Source organism: Nocardioides sp. PD653-B2, assembly GCF_002117935.1.
Classification (GTDB): domain Bacteria; phylum Actinomycetota; class Actinomycetes; order Propionibacteriales; family Nocardioidaceae; genus Nocardioides.
On sequence record NZ_BDJE01000022.1, the window covers coordinates 67,592 to 83,166 of the forward strand.

Annotated in this window: 16 protein-coding genes; 10 read left to right on the top strand and 6 right to left on the bottom strand. The window is 67.5% G+C overall.

From position 1 onward, the window contains the following. Window positions 1-2: 2 nt before the first annotated feature. Window positions 3-575, bottom strand: a complete 573-nt coding sequence (locus tag PD653B2_RS09880; RefSeq protein WP_242665223.1) for an SAF domain-containing protein — start codon at window positions 573-575, stop codon at window positions 3-5. 435 nt (window positions 576-1,010) lie between these two features. Next, window positions 1,011-1,457, bottom strand: coding sequence for a helix-turn-helix domain-containing protein (locus tag PD653B2_RS09885; protein ID WP_085872209.1), 447 nt, complete (start codon window positions 1,455-1,457; stop codon window positions 1,011-1,013). Window positions 1,458-1,850: 393 nt separating this feature from the next. Between PD653B2_RS09885 and PD653B2_RS09890 the strand changes: the two genes are divergently transcribed. The 8 genes from PD653B2_RS09890 (at window position 1,851) to PD653B2_RS09925 (ending at window position 10,115) form a co-directional block, all read left to right on the top strand. Continuing rightward, the gene (locus tag PD653B2_RS09890) at window positions 1,851-2,177 is read left to right on the top strand and encodes a hypothetical protein (RefSeq protein WP_133059065.1); all 327 of its coding nucleotides are present in this window, start codon (window positions 1,851-1,853) and stop codon (window positions 2,175-2,177) included. Then, window positions 2,174-2,836: a hypothetical protein gene (locus PD653B2_RS25615; RefSeq protein WP_242665224.1), complete on the top strand. Its 663-nt coding sequence runs from the start codon at window positions 2,174-2,176 to the stop codon at window positions 2,834-2,836. Before PD653B2_RS09890 ends, PD653B2_RS25615 begins: the two co-directional genes overlap by 4 nt. Before the next feature lie 22 nt (window positions 2,837-2,858). Next, window positions 2,859-3,485 (top strand): hypothetical protein, encoded by a 627-nt coding sequence (locus PD653B2_RS25620; protein ID WP_242665225.1) that lies wholly within the window; start codon window positions 2,859-2,861, stop codon window positions 3,483-3,485. Between the two features lie 328 nt (window positions 3,486-3,813). Beyond that, window positions 3,814-4,644 (top strand): hypothetical protein, encoded by an 831-nt coding sequence (locus tag PD653B2_RS09900; protein ID WP_133059064.1) that lies wholly within the window; start codon window positions 3,814-3,816, stop codon window positions 4,642-4,644. Window positions 4,645-6,311: 1,667 nt separating this feature from the next. Further along, window positions 6,312-7,727, top strand: coding sequence for an N-acetylmuramoyl-L-alanine amidase (locus PD653B2_RS09905; protein WP_165763413.1), 1,416 nt, complete (start codon window positions 6,312-6,314; stop codon window positions 7,725-7,727). A 283-nt stretch (window positions 7,728-8,010) separates the two neighbouring features. After that, window positions 8,011-8,346, top strand: coding sequence for a TMEM165/GDT1 family protein (locus tag PD653B2_RS25625; RefSeq protein ID WP_242665226.1), 336 nt, complete (start codon window positions 8,011-8,013; stop codon window positions 8,344-8,346). Window positions 8,347-8,429: 83 nt separating this feature from the next. Next, window positions 8,430-9,311 carry a hypothetical protein gene (locus tag PD653B2_RS09915; protein ID WP_085872213.1) on the top strand — a complete coding sequence of 294 codons (882 nt, stop codon included), beginning with the start codon at window positions 8,430-8,432 and terminating at the stop codon, window positions 9,309-9,311. Window positions 9,312-9,599: 288 nt separating this feature from the next. Next, window positions 9,600-10,115, top strand: a complete 516-nt coding sequence (locus PD653B2_RS09925; RefSeq protein ID WP_242665227.1) for a DUF3093 domain-containing protein — start codon at window positions 9,600-9,602, stop codon at window positions 10,113-10,115. 164 nt (window positions 10,116-10,279) lie between these two features. Here the strand turns inward: PD653B2_RS09925 and PD653B2_RS09930 are convergent, their stop codons facing one another. The 4 genes from PD653B2_RS09930 to PD653B2_RS26035 all read right to left on the bottom strand — a co-directional run bounded on the left by PD653B2_RS09930 (window position 10,280) and on the right by PD653B2_RS26035 (window position 12,905). Next, window positions 10,280-11,245 (bottom strand): CPBP family intramembrane glutamic endopeptidase, encoded by a 966-nt coding sequence (locus PD653B2_RS09930; RefSeq protein WP_085872216.1) that lies wholly within the window; start codon window positions 11,243-11,245, stop codon window positions 10,280-10,282. Window positions 11,246-11,678: 433 nt separating this feature from the next. Then, a complete protein-coding gene (locus PD653B2_RS09935; protein WP_085872217.1) occupies window positions 11,679-12,044 on the bottom strand; it encodes a DUF3817 domain-containing protein in 366 nt (121 codons plus the stop codon). Window positions 12,045-12,221: 177 nt separating this feature from the next. Then, window positions 12,222-12,557 (bottom strand): hypothetical protein, encoded by a 336-nt coding sequence (locus tag PD653B2_RS09940; protein ID WP_133059062.1) that lies wholly within the window; start codon window positions 12,555-12,557, stop codon window positions 12,222-12,224. A 153-nt stretch (window positions 12,558-12,710) separates the two neighbouring features. Then, complete coding sequence (locus PD653B2_RS26035) at window positions 12,711-12,905, bottom strand: methyltransferase domain-containing protein (protein ID WP_085872219.1); 195 nt, start codon at window positions 12,903-12,905, stop codon at window positions 12,711-12,713. Between the two features lie 295 nt (window positions 12,906-13,200). Here PD653B2_RS26035 and PD653B2_RS09950 point away from each other — a divergent pair, with 295 nt between their 5' ends. Further along, on the top strand, window positions 13,201-13,605 hold the full coding sequence (locus PD653B2_RS09950; RefSeq protein WP_085872220.1) for an ArsR/SmtB family transcription factor: 405 nt from the start codon (window positions 13,201-13,203) through the stop codon (window positions 13,603-13,605). Next, window positions 13,602-15,569 (top strand): heavy metal translocating P-type ATPase, encoded by a 1,968-nt coding sequence (locus tag PD653B2_RS09955; RefSeq protein WP_085872221.1) that lies wholly within the window; start codon window positions 13,602-13,604, stop codon window positions 15,567-15,569. Before PD653B2_RS09950 ends, PD653B2_RS09955 begins: the two co-directional genes overlap by 4 nt. Window positions 15,570-15,575 lie beyond the last annotated feature (6 nt).

Sequence of the window (15,575 nt, forward strand, 5' to 3'; positions counted from 1 at the left end):
CCTCAGCGCTCCCGAGCGTCCAAGACGAGTGCGACCCGTCCGGTGGCAGCTCGGGCAGCCAGGTCGGCCGCCTCGGCTTCGGGCACCGAGACGTCGACGACGGTCTCCCCCGTCTCCTCGACCCGGCTAACACCAACGACGGTGGCCTCGATGGTGACCGGCTCCCTATCGGTGATCTCTCCCTGGTCGCCGGGCGTGGTGACGATCCGGACGATGTCGCCGCCGTAGAGCGGCTCCGACGGCATCTGGGCGGGAGTAAGGCTGATGCCCACCAGGGACTCTCCCTCCCCCGGCACCAGGTTGTCGGTGACTGCTTGCGCGGTGAGCAGGGTGCCGGCCCACAGGTCGACCGCGGCGCGGCTGCCCTCGAGCTCGGCCTTCTGGCTGCCGGGGACCGGGGTCAACGCCGGGTCGGCGCTGACCCGCACGACGGCGAGGTCGCCGGCCTCGATGGTCTCGCCGCGCTTGATGTCGCGGCTAACCACGAGGACTTCCTGCGTGTCGTTGACCGACGTGAAGGCGAAGGCGGTACCGAGCGCTCCTGCGGCGACAAGGGCCGCACAGAGTGCGAACACCCATCGTCTGCGGCGCCGCTTGGGTCGTGGTCGAGGACTGTTGTTGAGATTGGGCGTGGGTCGGCTGGTGGGGGTTGCCTCGCCTGACCGAACTTGAGCGGTGTTCTGCGACATGGATCCCGAGTCCTCTCGTGTCTCGATCACCTATGTGTCAAGACGGGTCCGGAGCGGTCATCGCCAACCCAACCCGACATGAAGACACTAGTGCATTTCTATCGAGCGGTTGACTGTCCGCAGGTGACCAACTCCGAGATGTCATCGCCCGAGTCCTGACCGGACGTGGTTACGCGGCCCAGTCCCCCAATGGGACTGATCAGTTTCGCGCACCGAACGTCCGGATCTATGGGACCACAAATCATCCGGTTCACCCGGGGAGATTTTTGTCCTTGTGGATAACGGCAAACCAGGAGGCGCCTGCGGAAAATCTGCCCGAAGCTACTTCTCCTCGCGCCGCAGGCGCTGGCGTTGTGCCTCACAGAAGGCGGCGACGACAACTTCCGGGGAGTGCCCCAACGCGCGGGCGAGTTTGTCGAGTTGCCTGGCCGCAGGAAGCCGAGCCCAGCGGCCTTGCTCCCAGGCGTAATAGGTAGGCACAGCCACATTCACGGCCGCCGCCAGCTTTGGCACTGTCAGCCCGGCCTGCAGACGCAGCGCCCTGAGGTCGGGGATCTCACCGTCAATGTGGATGAGACGAAGGGTCGGGATGTCGAGGGCTCTTGCGAGCTTGACCAGGAAATCCGGCCGGGGAGCGGACGTGCCGAGCTCCCAGCGCGAGATGCGCTCCCCGCCAGCAGCACCGACGAGACGCGCCAACTCGTGCTGGGTCAGGCCCGCCTTCTCGCGTGCTGCCCGCAACTCCGAGGGGTCGACTCCGGTAACCATCAGCGACGAACACTAGCGACAGGGAGAACGATCATCACACTTCCGCGACGGCGCCGAGCTGCTCGATCGGTCGAGTCCCGTGCGGTGGTGTGGGAGGGCTCGACTCGGGCGACGGTAAGCGAGTGCGTCGGAGCGATCTACCGAATCGAGGAGACGCATGTACGAAGTTGGATAGTAGATTTCCAGGTCGAACATCGCTCATGACCAAGCAGGAGACACTGAAGATTGCATGGTGCAAGCCATACGACAGCGCTCAGGCCACCGCTTCGAGGTGCGGGATGGCTTCGCGCCAGCATCGTGGCGGCCATGCTGGTCTCCGCGGCTATGTTGGGCGCGTGTTCGTCCGGGAGGCCCGCGGAGACGCGGGGTCGGGCGACCCGCACGCGCCGGCGGATGTCAGTTCCGCACCAGCAACGACCGGGGCGGGCGCCCGAGCCGACCTCGGAGCCGGAGCAGGGTCCGGTTCTTCGCGTTACCATCTCCGGAGACGACGTCGGGCCGAACGCCGAGGCGATCGAGGTTCCCGCCGGGGAACCGCTCACCGTCTGGATCTCCTCGGACCGACCCGGCCAACTGCACGTCCATTCCAAGCCGGAGCAGTTCGTCGACTTCGGCAAGGGAGTATCGACGCACGAGCTCGTGGTGGAGACCCCCGGGGCCGTCGAGATCGAGGAGCACGACACGTCCGCTGTCGTGGCCCGGGTGCGAGTGACCGGGTGAACCTCGCCCACGGACTTGGCGCAAGCAGCGACCTCCCCATCCCGGCCTCCCTGGCCGGGGCCGGAGGCACCGCGGCCCTCGCCGTCTCCTTCATCGTCCTGCTCTACGCTTGGCGATCGCCCCGTTACAACGACACCATGGCCGGTACGCCGGCTCCCTGGCTCGTGGCCACGGTCGTAGGACATCGGGCGTTCGGATGGACGCTGAGGCTCGCCGGGCTGCTGGTACTCGGCTTCGTCGTCTGGGCGGCGGTGGCGGGCAGAGATCTCGCGACGAACCCGACCTTCGGCATCGTCTACGTCTGGCTGTGGGTGGGCATTGTCCCCGCCTCGCTGCTGTTCGGTCCTTGGTTCAAGGCCGTCAGCCGGGCGCGCACCACGCATCTGGTCCTGACGCGGCTCACGGGAGGTGATCCCGGGAAGGGGATGCTGCCATACCCGCCCCGGCTCGGCTACTGGCCGGCTGCGCTCGGTCTGCTGGCGTTCGTCTGGATGGAGCTGGTGTACCCGGGCGGGTCTACCTGGGACCGGTGCGGCCGTGGTTCGCCATGTACTCCGCGGCGATATTGCTCGGCGGCGCCGTGTTCGGCTCTCGCTGGCTCGAGCGCGCAGACCCGTTCGAGGTGTACTCGACGCTCGTCGGCTATCCATCTGGGGTAGATCCGTTGACGGCGGGCTTGCGATGCGTGCGCCGCTGCGCAACCTCGCGGGCATCCGGCCAGAGGCCGGGCTCGTGGCCGTGGTGTCCGTCCTGCTCGGGTCCACGGCGTTCGACAGCTTCCGATCCTCGACGTTCTGGGTGCAGTACTCCCAGGAGACCGAGTCGTCGATCACGACCATCAACACCGGTCTGCTGGTAGCGGCGCGCCTCGTCGTCGGAGTCACCTTCACGATCGCAACGACCGCGTTCGCCGGCGACGACCGCTTGCCCCGCTGGAGTCATCCAGCGGCACTGGCGCACTCGATCGTGCCGATCATCGTCGGCTACATGATCGCCCACTACCTGTCGTTCTTTGACGAGTACGGTCAGCAGACCCTGCTCCAGCTCAGCGATCCCCTCGGCCGGGGCGACAACTTGTTCGGCACCGCGGACTGGGAGGTGAACTACTGGCTGTCCCTGAACCCTTCGCTGCTGGCTCTGATCAAGGTCATGGCCATCGTGGTCGGCCATGTGCTCGGCGTGGTGGCCGCGCACGACAGGTCGCTGCAGATCCTGCCACTTCGGCGGCAGTTCTCAGGGCAACTGCCCCTGCTCTTGGCGATGACGCTCTACACGTTTTCCGGCCTGTATCTGTTGTTCGGCCTGTAGCCGCGCTCCGGTGCCTGAATCGAGACCCATGCGCTTGCACAAGACTTGGACGCAGGTCGCCATGCTCGCGACGGCTCCGACGACAGACCGCAGTGCCCGGATGGCGCCGGACCTCGATGCCCACCCCCGATGCGCAGCGCTGGAGAAGACACGTGTTCCGCGGTAGACCTAAGGCCGGACGAGAATCCGAGTCTCGGCTGTGCTTAGATGACCGCTCGTGTTGGCGCTCCTGGCCGGACACCAACACCGTCCTAGCAGCGGCAGGAAGGACCAGTGCGTGGCGACACACCGCCACAAGCGGGAGCCCGTTCGACGCGAGCCTCGCCCCATGCTCATCACAGCCTCCTTTGCTCTAGTGGCAACGGGCGCGGCCGTCTCCATCGGAGTTGCCGGTTCCAAACCATCCGCCGATGTTGTGGCGGTCGACGGATCGACGGTGGGCGACATCGCCGACCGCGGGCCCGCCGTCTCGCGCGGCGGCAGCCGCAGCGCCCCCGAGCTTCGCGCACGAACGCTTGAGCGGACCGCCAAGCCGCAGGCGACTCGAGCGGACAGGGCGCTGCTGCCGCAGACGGTGGCGGCGGCGATCAGAAAGGCCGACACCCAACTGTGGACCACCACTGAGCTCAACCTGTGGACCCGGCCCGACGACCGCGCCAGGCAGGTCGGGGTCCTCGACTCAGGCAAGAAGGTGGCGGTCACCGGACGAGCGATGCTCGGCCGCCAAGAGATCGTGCTAGCGGGTGAGGCTCGTTGGGTGACCGTCGGCTACCTCAGCGACGAGAAGCCCGACCTCGGCCCAAGCAGCGGCGGTCAGTGCACGAACGGCACCTCGGTGCCCTCCAGCGTCAGCCCGAACATCCAGGCCATCCACCAGTCCGTCTGCGCCAACTTTCCTGAGATCGTCACCTACGGCACGTTGCGACCCGATGGCGAGCACGCCCAGGGCATCGCCATGGACATCATGGTCGCGGGCGACCGCGGCTGGCAGGTCGCGGAGTTTCTCCGCGAGTACTCCTCCGAGTTCGGCGTCAACTACCTCATCCATGCTCAGCGGATCTGGTCTGTCGGTCGCTCCGCGGAGGGCTGGCGAGCGATGGAGGATCGCGGGTCGGTGACCGCCAACCACTATGACCATGTCCACGTCACGACCTACTAAGGGCTGGTGAGAGTGGGCCAGCTCGTCCGTCTCATGGTGGCCGGGGTGATGCTCGAGCTCGGCAGCTGCTCGCGTTGTCTGGGATGGGATACATCGGTGACTCGGTCTCAGAGAGCGGTTCTTGGTCCATCCTCGGGTCCCTCCTGGCCGGGCTTGGCGTAGCCCTAGCCATCACCGCGCTGCAGCGGCGACGCTACTAAGCGGCCGTGGCACCCAGCGGGCGCTCCCCGTGCCAACACGCACCTGCAGGAAGATCAGCCCGCGCACCGTGCCCGCGGTGTCAACCCGTTCAGGTCCGCGGGGACTTACGGTCTGCTCGGGAGTCTCCGTGGGGCACGACTCAGCCCGATCACCGGCGGACGAACTCCCAGTGCCATGGCTCTGGCTTTGAGCCGTACCGCTGGGCCCACGACGGGTTCACTCAGCCCAGCGCTGCGCCGTTGCCCTTGAGCCATCGATGCTCATCGGTGTCGACGGACTCCACCCCACCACACCGGTCGAGCGCGGTCGCCCAACCGTGGCTGCTCGTGCCTGGCGTCGCCGCCAGTTCGGGCTTGGCCGCGCGCAGGACTTGTGCTGCGCGAGGTTCGGTAGGAGTCGGTGATGCAGAGCGGTTCCTGGGAACCGTTGGTGGAACCGCTGGTCCCGTGCCCACCATGCGCGCGCTGTGGCCGACGCCAAGTGGTGGCCGCCGGTGTCCGGGAGCTCGCAGATCCGATCAGCGGGTATGAGGCCTTCGCTGGCGCGGGGCGGGCGGCTAGCCGCAGGAAGCGAGCCAGTCCGGCACTCGGGATCGGGTCGCGTGGGACGTCGGGTGCCCACTGGCCACTGGCGCATACTCAATCCGGACAGCGTGGCTCGCTGACGAGCGTCCGCTAGGTCGTCGGCGACCCCATGTCGATTTCCGGAAGCCTGCTCATCCCGCATAGTCGTCGTCATGGCCATCTACCTCACTGAGTTCGTAACACCCCTGTCGCCTGCGGAACCACTTTCGGACGGCACCACCTCGCGGCGCCGCCTTCGTCCGACGAACAGCTCGTCGCTACGTCCGCGGCCATCCGCGTCGTGCCAGCCGACGGCGGGCTCTGCATTGCGAGCCACGACGGCGTATCGCACGCCGATGGCTTCGCCCGTGCCCGCCGCTCTTTCACGCCTGGGCGGGCCGTTGGCGGCCGCGCGGTACCGATGCAGTCTGCTTCGCTCGCGAGACCGATACCTAGACGCGCGACCTCGCCACGCAGCCCATCTACTACCCATCATCGTAGCAAGAAACTAGAGTGACTGTTGTGACCGAAGAAGACTCTCCTGTCCGCGGAGGCACCACGGGTCGACGGCCGCTGCTTCGGTTCGCGGTCGGCGGGGCGGCTTTGGCGACCGTCGGTGCCGCCGCCCGTGTCACCATCCATCCAGCCGAAGACCAACCAAGCCCCGAGTCCGGGGCGCTCGTTCTTTCCGCCGATGCCGGTAGCGATGTGGCGTCGCTGACGGTCCCCGTCGGCGACGATGTCGCTCCTCGCGTGCGCCCCAACCGGTGGGAATCCCAGAAGCTCCCAACCTCTGCGCACTCGATGGTCGCGCTGACGTGGCCCGCTGGCGCAACCTCACCCGCCACTTGGATCAGATCCCGCGAATCCGGCACCTGGGGAGACTGGACCCCAGTCCCGCCCATGCACGACATCCCCGACGCCGAGGAGGCCGCCCCGCTCGCGGGGACCGACCTGATGTGGATCGGTCGCGCCGACGGCATCCAGATCCGCGTCGAGGGTCAACGTCCCGACGGACTTGCTCTGGTGCTGCTCGACCCCAAGGCGCGCCCCAGCGACCGGCTCGTCACCGAGATCTCATCCCGGCCCACCACGGAGCGCGCCGAAGAGGACCGGGTACCGCGGCCGAAGCTCATCACACGCCCGAAGTGGGGCGCCGACGAGTCGCTCCGCGACGGTCGGCCCACCTACAACCACACAATCAAGCAGGTCCATGTTCATCACACGGTGAACTCCAACAACTATGACCGTGACGACGTCCCCGCTCTCATCCGGGGCATGTACGCCTACCACACCCAGAGCCTGGGTTGGTCCGACATCGGCTACAACTTCCTCGTCGATCGATTCGGTCGGGCCTTCGTCGGACGGGCTGGCGGACCCGCCAAGCTCGTGCGCGGCGCTCACACTCTCGGCTTCAATGCCCAGTCAACCGGCATATCCGCCATCGGGAACTACGACGCCGCTCGCCCCACCAAGCCCATGCTCGAGACCATCGCCGCGATCGCAGCGTGGCGGCTCGATCCCTTCGAGCGGAACCCACGCGGCCACATCCGCGTCACGTCCGAAGGCAGCGACAAGTTCGCCGCGAGGCGCCGGGTGAAGCTTCCCGTCATCGACGGGCACCGCGACACCAACGACACCGCTTGCCCCGGACGGCACCTGTACGGCGCGCTCCCAGGAATCCGGCGCAGAGCAGCCCGCCTGATCGACTCCACCCGGCAAACGATGATCGTCATTGAAGCGCCAGCGACGATCGTGGGAGTCAGCACCAGCAAGGAGGCTCCTGCCGCGGCAGGGGCCCCCCTCGTCGTGCGCTTGGGAGACAGGTTGCGCGTCGACCCGGGAACTTTTCGACCTGCGGACGCCACCGTGACCTATCGATGGCGGCGAGGCGCTCGACCCATCCGCGGCGCTCGCGATCAGGCCTACCAGGTTCGTCCCTGGGACGTCGGGCACGAACTCTCCTGCCGAGTGACCCTCACCCGCGACGGCTTGGCCCCCACCGTCCAAACCACACCGTCCGTCGGGCCGGCCACGGCCGAACCGGCAATCGCTCTCACGACGAGTTCACGGAACCGCTCCGTGCGCGTGACCGCCATCTTCGCCGCGCCAGCCGACGTACGCCCGAGCCCAACCGGCGAGGTCACCGTCCGCGTTGGCGACCGGAGCAAGACCGTCAAGATCGACAACGGTCGCGCCGATGCGCGTTTCGGAGTCCACCGCCGAATGCGCCCCGGCAGCTATCCCGTCACCGTGGACTACGCCGGCGACATCGCGTTCGCTGCGAGCACGGGCCAGACAAGAGTCGAGATCACCTGAGCTCCTGCGCCCGGGGCGGTTCGGCAGGGCCGCGGACCTGTCCGGAAGGTCTCACGCCGCTACCCCCTTACGGGTAGTGCGCGGGATTGGATCAGCACCTCGTTCGAGGAGTACCAAGCCAACATCTCCATCGTGGCCGGTATCGCCTTCCTGGCTTCGAACTATGGACCCTGCGCGGCGACGAACTCACCGAAGACGAGGCGGCCAAGGCTCGGACCAGCACCGGCATGGGCTCCTCGCCGCGGCACCGCCTTCTTCCTCGCCGAGCTCGGCGACAAAAACCATGCGGGCCACCATCACCCTCGCCACCCATAAAGGATGGCTCGGCACGTGGATCGGATCCACGGTCGGAATGGACGCCGCCCACGCCCTCGCCATCGTCGTTGGCGCCATCCTCGCCAGGCAGCTTCGCGAGCGCCATCAAGTACGGCGCCGCCCTACTCGCGATCTTGAGCCTCCTGCTCATCATCGAAGGTGTTCGCTCGTAGTTCGGACACCACAACGCGCGGGCGCGCCCAGCGGCCCGTTCGTGGACCGCAGGGCGCGTTACACCGCACTCACATCTGCACCTCTCCTCGCATCCGGATCAACCGCGATGTGCACTCATCTCGCAGTGTGACAGAGCGCCGTCCCGTCGCATCGACGGGCAACGACCGACTCGGTCGACACATCAATCTGGCATCGACAGTAAGGACTCACCGCGTGGCGACCCACCGCCACAAGCAAGAAATTGCGCGCCGCAAGTCTCCGGCCGTGCTCATCGCCGCTCCCCTCGCCCTGCTCGCAACCGGCACAGCCGTGGCGATTGGGGTCGCCGAATACGAACCATCCGCCGATGTCCTGACGGTCAACGAGTCGGCGGCGGGCGACATCGCCGACCGTAGACCCGCCGTCTCCCGCAGCGGCAGCAGACGCACCGCCATCGATACTCCCGCAGGAGTGCTCGAGGCCGCGGAGCCACAGCTCAGTCGGGTCGACAAGGCCCTGCTCCCGCGGACGGTGGCGGCGGCCATTAGGAACACCGACACCCAGCTGTGGACCACCACCGAGCTCAACCTGTGGACCCGCCCCGACAAGCGGACCAGGCAGATCAGGGTCTTCGGCTCAGGCAAGAAGGTGCCCGTCACCGGACGCGAGTTGCTCGGCCGCCAGGAGATCGTCCTGGACGGGCAGGCTCGTTGGGTGACCTCCGGCTACCTCAGCGACGAGAAGCCCGACCCTGGCCCCCGCCTCGGCGGTCAGTGTACCAACGGCACCTCTGTCCCCTCCAGCGTCAGTCCGAACATCCAGGCGATCCACCAGGCCGTCTGCGCCAACTTCCCTGAGATCACCACGTACGGCACGTTGCGCGGCGATGAGAGCACGCCCGAGGCATCGCCATGGACATCATGGTGGCCGGCGACCGCGCCTGGCAGGTCGCGGAGTTCCTCCGTGAGTACTCTTCCGAATTCAACGTCAACTACGTCATCCACGCCCGGCGGATCTGGTCCGTGCAGCGGCGCCTCGGAAGGCTGGCGCGCGATGGAGGATCGAGGCTCGGTGACCGCCAACCACTACGACCATATCCACGTCACTACCTCCTGAGGGCCGCTGAGAATGGGCCGGGTCGTCCGCCTCGTAGTGGCCGGCGCGATGATCGTGCTCGCCACCCTGCTCACTGTCAGGAATGGGGTACGTCGACGATTCGTCTTCCCAGAGCACTTCCTGTCGCTCCTCGGGTCCCTCTTGACGGGGCTCGGCGTCGCCCTCGGTATCACCGCGCTGCAGCGGCGCCGCTAACCGTTTCGGCGCCGAGCACTGGGCATCTTGTAACCTGTGCAGGAGAAGCAGCGGCGGTACGACGTGCGCCGCTCGTAGCGAGGAGCTGGCACTGTGAGCACCACAATGGCGGCGTTCCGGGAGCGGCTCCGCGTACCGTTCCGCTGGTGGCTCCAGGGCGGTCTGCTGGTGGCTAGTTTCTGGGTCGCCATGGTCGTTGCGATCCCCGAGCTAGCTGCGTGGGGAATCACCACTGCGTTATTCGCCGTGCTCGCAACCGGGCTCCGGTCCTATGGCGGCGCTCGGATCGTCGTGGACGACGGCTGGCTGCAAGCCGGACGAGCAAAGATCGAGATTAGGTTCGTTGGGCCCGTCGTGGCTCTTGACAAGGCTGTGGCACGCGAACTGTCGGGACCGCTCGCGGACGCGCGGGCATTCCTCCTGCTGCGGCCCTACCTTCCTCGTGCAGTGCGCATCGAGATCGACGATCCCGACGATCCGGCCCCCTACTGGTTGGTCAGCTCCCGACGCCCCGCGACACTGGTGGCCGCACTTGGCCAGGCCCGTCGCTCCGTCGTCGACGGGAAGACGAACACCTTGAAGGTCATGGGCGACATTCAGCCCTTGTAGGCGCAAGGGTCGGTGCTCGTTGCGAGTCCACGGCTCCGCTGTTCGCTGGCGACCTCGCATCCTGTCGGTCCAGGCCGCGTCCGACGCGACGATCCTCGACCCCGCTGCCGCACCAGTGCGCACGTCCCGTCGGTCAACGGGCCGCGTTACTGCTAGCCAGGCAGTCATGGAGTGCGATTCGAGAGCGTTATGCGGCGTGCTACGAACAGAACGAGCAGCAAGAATACCCCGTTCTGCACAACGGTTACTGGAATCTGCCACCACGACACGGCCGTGACGTTGAGTGCACTGCCGACTTGGCCATAGGCGATCGCGATTCCGAAAGCGGCAACGTTATTCAAGATGTGCAACGCGATCCCAGCCTCGAGTCCGCCGAGCAGGATCACTGCCAGTCCTGCCATGAGACCGAACGCGAACCGGTCGAGAAACAGCGGCAGGTTCTGGACGCCGTGCGCGAATGCGAACAGCAGTGAAGTGATTAGAAGCGCCGCAGCACGTGAGAAGAACAGGGAACCGAAGGCCTGCATGAGGTAGCCGCGGAAGCCATACTCCTCCCCCAGTGCCTGCAACGGTGTGGTGAGAAGGATGACGACGGCCGTGGCCAGCAGTTGACCCGTAGGCAGCTCCGCTTGGCCGGAGTTGACCGTCGGGTCACCCGGGAGCAGTGCCTGTACAGCTTGGGAGGCGGCTAGCGCGATCAGGCCCAGTCCTAGGCAGGCGAAGAAGAACTTCCACCGCATCCCTGGCAACACCGAGGCCAGCCAGCGCGGGGACATTCCGTGGACCCGGCGCACGATGACCATGGCAAGCACGGTCAGGGACGCCAAGGTCAGGTTGAGGTAGAGCATCGAGGACGGCGTGACCTGGTCAGCCTGCATCGCGGCGGCGAAGCGCTCGGTGAACGACCCGCGGCCACCCTGGAGCGTGACCGCGACGGCCAGCACTGGCATCAGCACGACGGGCACCACGATCAGAACGCCGACGAGCATAAGAGCCACGCCCGCCACCGGCTTCCACCACGCGTAGCTGGAACTTCGCAACAGCAGCGGGTAACTCAGGGAGGCGGCCTGGATGGGCTTCGAGTACTGAGTAGCCCGGCTCCGCACCAGCCGACCCTCGCTACTTGACATGGAACTCCTAAATTCCGCTCAAGGTTGAGTGTTCCCTCGCTTAAGCACATTCTCTAGGTCCGCGACAGGGCTCCCCTTCAGCGAATAGATGTCGAGACGCCGCACATGGCCAGGCGAGATCCGTCGAGTCGATGGAGCCGCTCCTACGAAGTGACGAATATATGGCGGAGGTATGTCAGCCGCCAGCCGGTGCTGATCGCCGCCACCCCGATCCGGTCGCCCAACAGCTGCATCCCGGGTTCTCAGAACCATCAGCGACCTCTCGTTCGCAAGGGGCATGCATGCTGAGCTCACCCAGCTCAAGTAAATGCGCTCTCCGCCTACTGCGCCGAGTCGCAGTTTCGGGCGCCGGACGGCCTCGACCACGGGGTTGGCGGGCGGCTGCTTGCTCGTGGTCTCGGCCAGGGGTGAACGCGAAACCTGCGACCGTGGCTCAGACGCGGTCGCCGGCAACCGCTCGGCTGCGGAGCGGCTCGTCAGGGCAACCCGTCGCCGGCGTCGAAAGCCGGCCACTGCGATGCGCCCACACCTCAAACGCCGCTGTCGCGAAAGGCGGCACCGAACAGGCCAGTCCCACCAGTGTCGTCCACCGACCCCATCCGAGCGCGCGGGACGCCACGAACGTCATCAGCACGTACGCGACGAAGATGCCGCCGTGGACGGGTCCAAAGATTCGGACCCCGACGTCCCCTGCGTCCGTTAGATACTTGAAGTACATACCGGTCAGCAGACCAGCCCACGAGACGGCTTCGGCCGTGGCAACGATTCGGAACAACTGCGCGCGGGTTCGAGTGGACACTCGCGAAGTGTAGGTGGAGCCGTGAGGGCATCGGAGGTGCCCCAGCACGAATTAGCGTCCCACCGGAGTGACCCGTGTGCGTGGCTCTGCGCAGTCGATTGGGTGCGGCCCCCGTCCCCTGGCTCTCGCTGCGTTGTGCTGCACTTTGCGGGTCTCAGCTCGCCGGCGCGCGGGCTGTTACCAGCCACGCGGCCCCATCCAGGTAGACACCGTCCGGTGCTTGGTGTTCTGCGAGTGCTGTCGCGACGGCGTCCCATCCCCGCGCGGCCGTCGCCGGGCGGCCGACGCGAACATCACCTCCCCGAAGTCGCTCTGGCGCATGAACGAGGTCGTGTCGGCAACATTCGCTCCCTGATACTCGGCGGCGATCACCGGTTCAATGCCCACGTCGGTGAACCCGGCCCCGCCCAACACTCCCTCGATGGTTGCGGGATCCGCGAGCGAGAACGCCACCAAGCCCCAGAAGTTCTCATCGAAATCCGGCGGCGGGATGCGCTCCAGAGCAGCGGCCACGGGGACCATGAGGCGGGGTTGCTTCGCCACGTCCTGCCAGCAGGTGAAGACGAGGCGGCCGCACGGCCGTGCCGACGTTGCAGAACGCTTCCGCGTGGTCGGCGAAGAACATGACCCCAAACTGACTGGTCACCGCGTCGAAGGCAGGCCGGCTCAGATCGGCATGTTGGGCGTCGGCCCGACGAAATGCGACGTGGGGAGGTCTCTGGCGCGGGCCGCCGCCACCTCGAGCATCGGTCCTGAGACGTCGACGCCGAGAACCGCGCCGGACGGGCCGGTGGCGCGTCCCAGTTCGAGGGCAAGGGTTCCGAACCCGCAGCCCACCTCGAGGACTCGCTCACCGGCCATGGGCGCGGCGGCGGCCAGGAGCTGCTTGGTTGAACCCCGCGTTCATGCGCGCGTAGCGTTCCTGCTCTGCCACCCAGAAGCGGCCTACCTCGCTGTCCCAGACCCTCGATCATCTTGGCGTTGTCCATGGCCGTCCTCGTCGTCTCGTTTGGCGGCCATGCTGTCATCCCGCCAACTCGGTATCGCCGGACAAGTGCTTGTCGTTGGAGTGTGTTCTGGACGCCGCTGGGCTCCTTTGGTCTTGAGCGGCGTCACCGGTTGGCGGATCAATGAAAAGAATCGCTATCATTGACGAATGTCGATGACAACGGTGAAGGCTGACCCGGCGTTGCGGCGCGGCGCGGCGTTGTTCCACGGGCTGGCGGACCGCGTTCGGCTGGCGATAGTCCGCGAGCTGTCCCACGGTGAGCGCCGCGTGGTGGAGCTGACCAAGACGCTCGGATTGGCACAGGGCACCGTCTCGAGCCATTTGGCCTGTCTGCGTGACTGCGGGCTGGTTGTCGGCCGGCCGGAAGGCAGGCAGATGTTCTACTCCTTCGCCCACCCCGAGCTGATGGACCTGATCGGTGCGGCCGAGCAGCTCCTCGCCCTGACCGGCGAGGCCGTCGAGTTGTGCCCGAACTACGGCTCTACCGCCGATACCCCTACTGACGCCTCTACCGAGACCGCCCCTGCGACGACTGAGGAAGTAGCACCGTGACGGACGCCTGCTGCGCGCACGACGAGCCCCGCAACCACAACGACGACGGGGAGGAGCACGAGCCGGGGCGGTTGTGGGAGGTCAGTGAGCTGCGGTTCGCGGCCCTCGCCGGACTCTTCCTGATCGCCGGATTCATTGCCGACCTCAACGACGCCTCGGGGTCCGTGGTAACTGGCCTATACGCCATCGCGCTGGCCCTCGGAGCCTGGACCTTCGTGCCCAGTACCTTGAAGCGGCTGATCAACGGCCAGATCGGCGTCGGCACCCTGATGACGATCGCCGCCGTCGGCGCAGTCATCCTCGGCGAGGTCGCCGAGGCCGCCGCGCTCGCGTTCCTCTACTCCATCAGCGAGGGCTTGGAGGAGTACGCCGTGGCCCGCACCCGCCGCGGCCTGCGCGCGCTGCTGTCCCTGGTCCCGGCCGAGGCCACCATCCTCCGTGACGGGACCCAGGTCACCGTCTCCCCGGCAGACCTCGTCATCGGCGACCTGCTCCTGGTCCGGCCCGGCGAACGGGTCGCTACCGACGGGATCATCCGCACCGGCCGCACCGCCCTGGACGTCTCCGCCCTCACCGGCGAGTCCGTCCCGGTCGAGGCCGGGGTCGGCGACACCGTCTACGCCGGCTCCATCAACGGCACCGGTGTCCTCGAGCTCGAGGTCACCACCACCGCCGAGGACAACTCCCTGGCCCGCATCGTCACCATCGTCGAGGCCGAGCAGTCCCGCAAGGGCAACGCCCAGCGGCTCGCCGACCGGATCGCCCAACCCCTGGTGCCCGGGGTCATGGTCCTCGCCGCCGTCATCGCGATCGTCGGCAGCCTCCTCGGTGACCCGGCGACCTGGATCGAGCGCGCCCTGGTGGTCCTGGTCGCCGCCTCCCCGTGTGCGCTGGCGATCTCCGTGCCGGTCACCGTGGTCGCCGCCATCGGTGCCGCCAGCCGCATCGGTGCCCTGGTCAAGGGCGGTGCCGCCCTGGAGGCGCTCGGCCGGATCCGTGCAGTCGCTCTGGACAAGACGGGCACCCTGACCCGCAACCAACCCTCCGTGGTCGAGGTCGCCACCGCTCCTGGCCAGACGCGGGAGCAGGTCCTCGACATCGCCGCGGCCCTGGAGTCCCGCAGCGAGCACCCCCTGGCCCGCGCGATCTTGGCCGCCTTTCCTGAACACCGCGACGCTGACGGCGTGGAGGCCGTCACCGGTGCCGGCCTCACCGGAACCATCGACGGCCGCCCAGCCCGCCTTGGACGGCCCGGCTGGATCCCCGCCGGCGACCTCGCCGGGCCCGTCACCGCCATGCAGGAAGCGGGCGCCACCGCTGTCCTCATCGAGTACGACGGAGCCGTGATCGGCGCCGTCGCCGTCCGCGACGACCTGCGCCCCGAGGCCGCCGAGGTGGTCGCCCGCCTTCGCGCCGGCGGCTACCAGGTCGCCATGCTCACCGGCGACAACGAACGCACCGCCGCCGCCCTAGCCGCCCAGGCCGGCATCACCGACGTGCACGCCGAGCTCCGGCCCGAGGACAAGTCGGCCATCATCGGCCGGCTCCGCGAGGACCGTCCGACCGCGATGGTCGGCGACGGCGTCAACGACGCCCCTGCCCTGGCCACCGCCGACGTCGGCATCGCGATGGGCGCCATGGGTAGCGACGTGGCCATCGAGACCGCCGACGTCGCCCTCATGGGCGAAGACCTGCGCCACCTGCCGCACACCCTGACCCACGCCCGCCGGGCACGGTCGATCATGCTGCAGAACGTCGGGTTCTCCCTGGTACTGATCGCGATCCTGATCCCGCTCGCTGCCTTCGGCGTGCTCGGGCTGGCCGCGGTCGTGATGGTCCACGAGGTCGCCGAGATCTTCGTGATCGGCAACGGCGTGCGCGCCGGCCGCGTCCGCCCCCTTCCGCCCGCGCCCGCGACCATGCCTACGGCCGTTGCGGTGCCGGCTGACGCGGCGGCGAGGTGAGCCGCG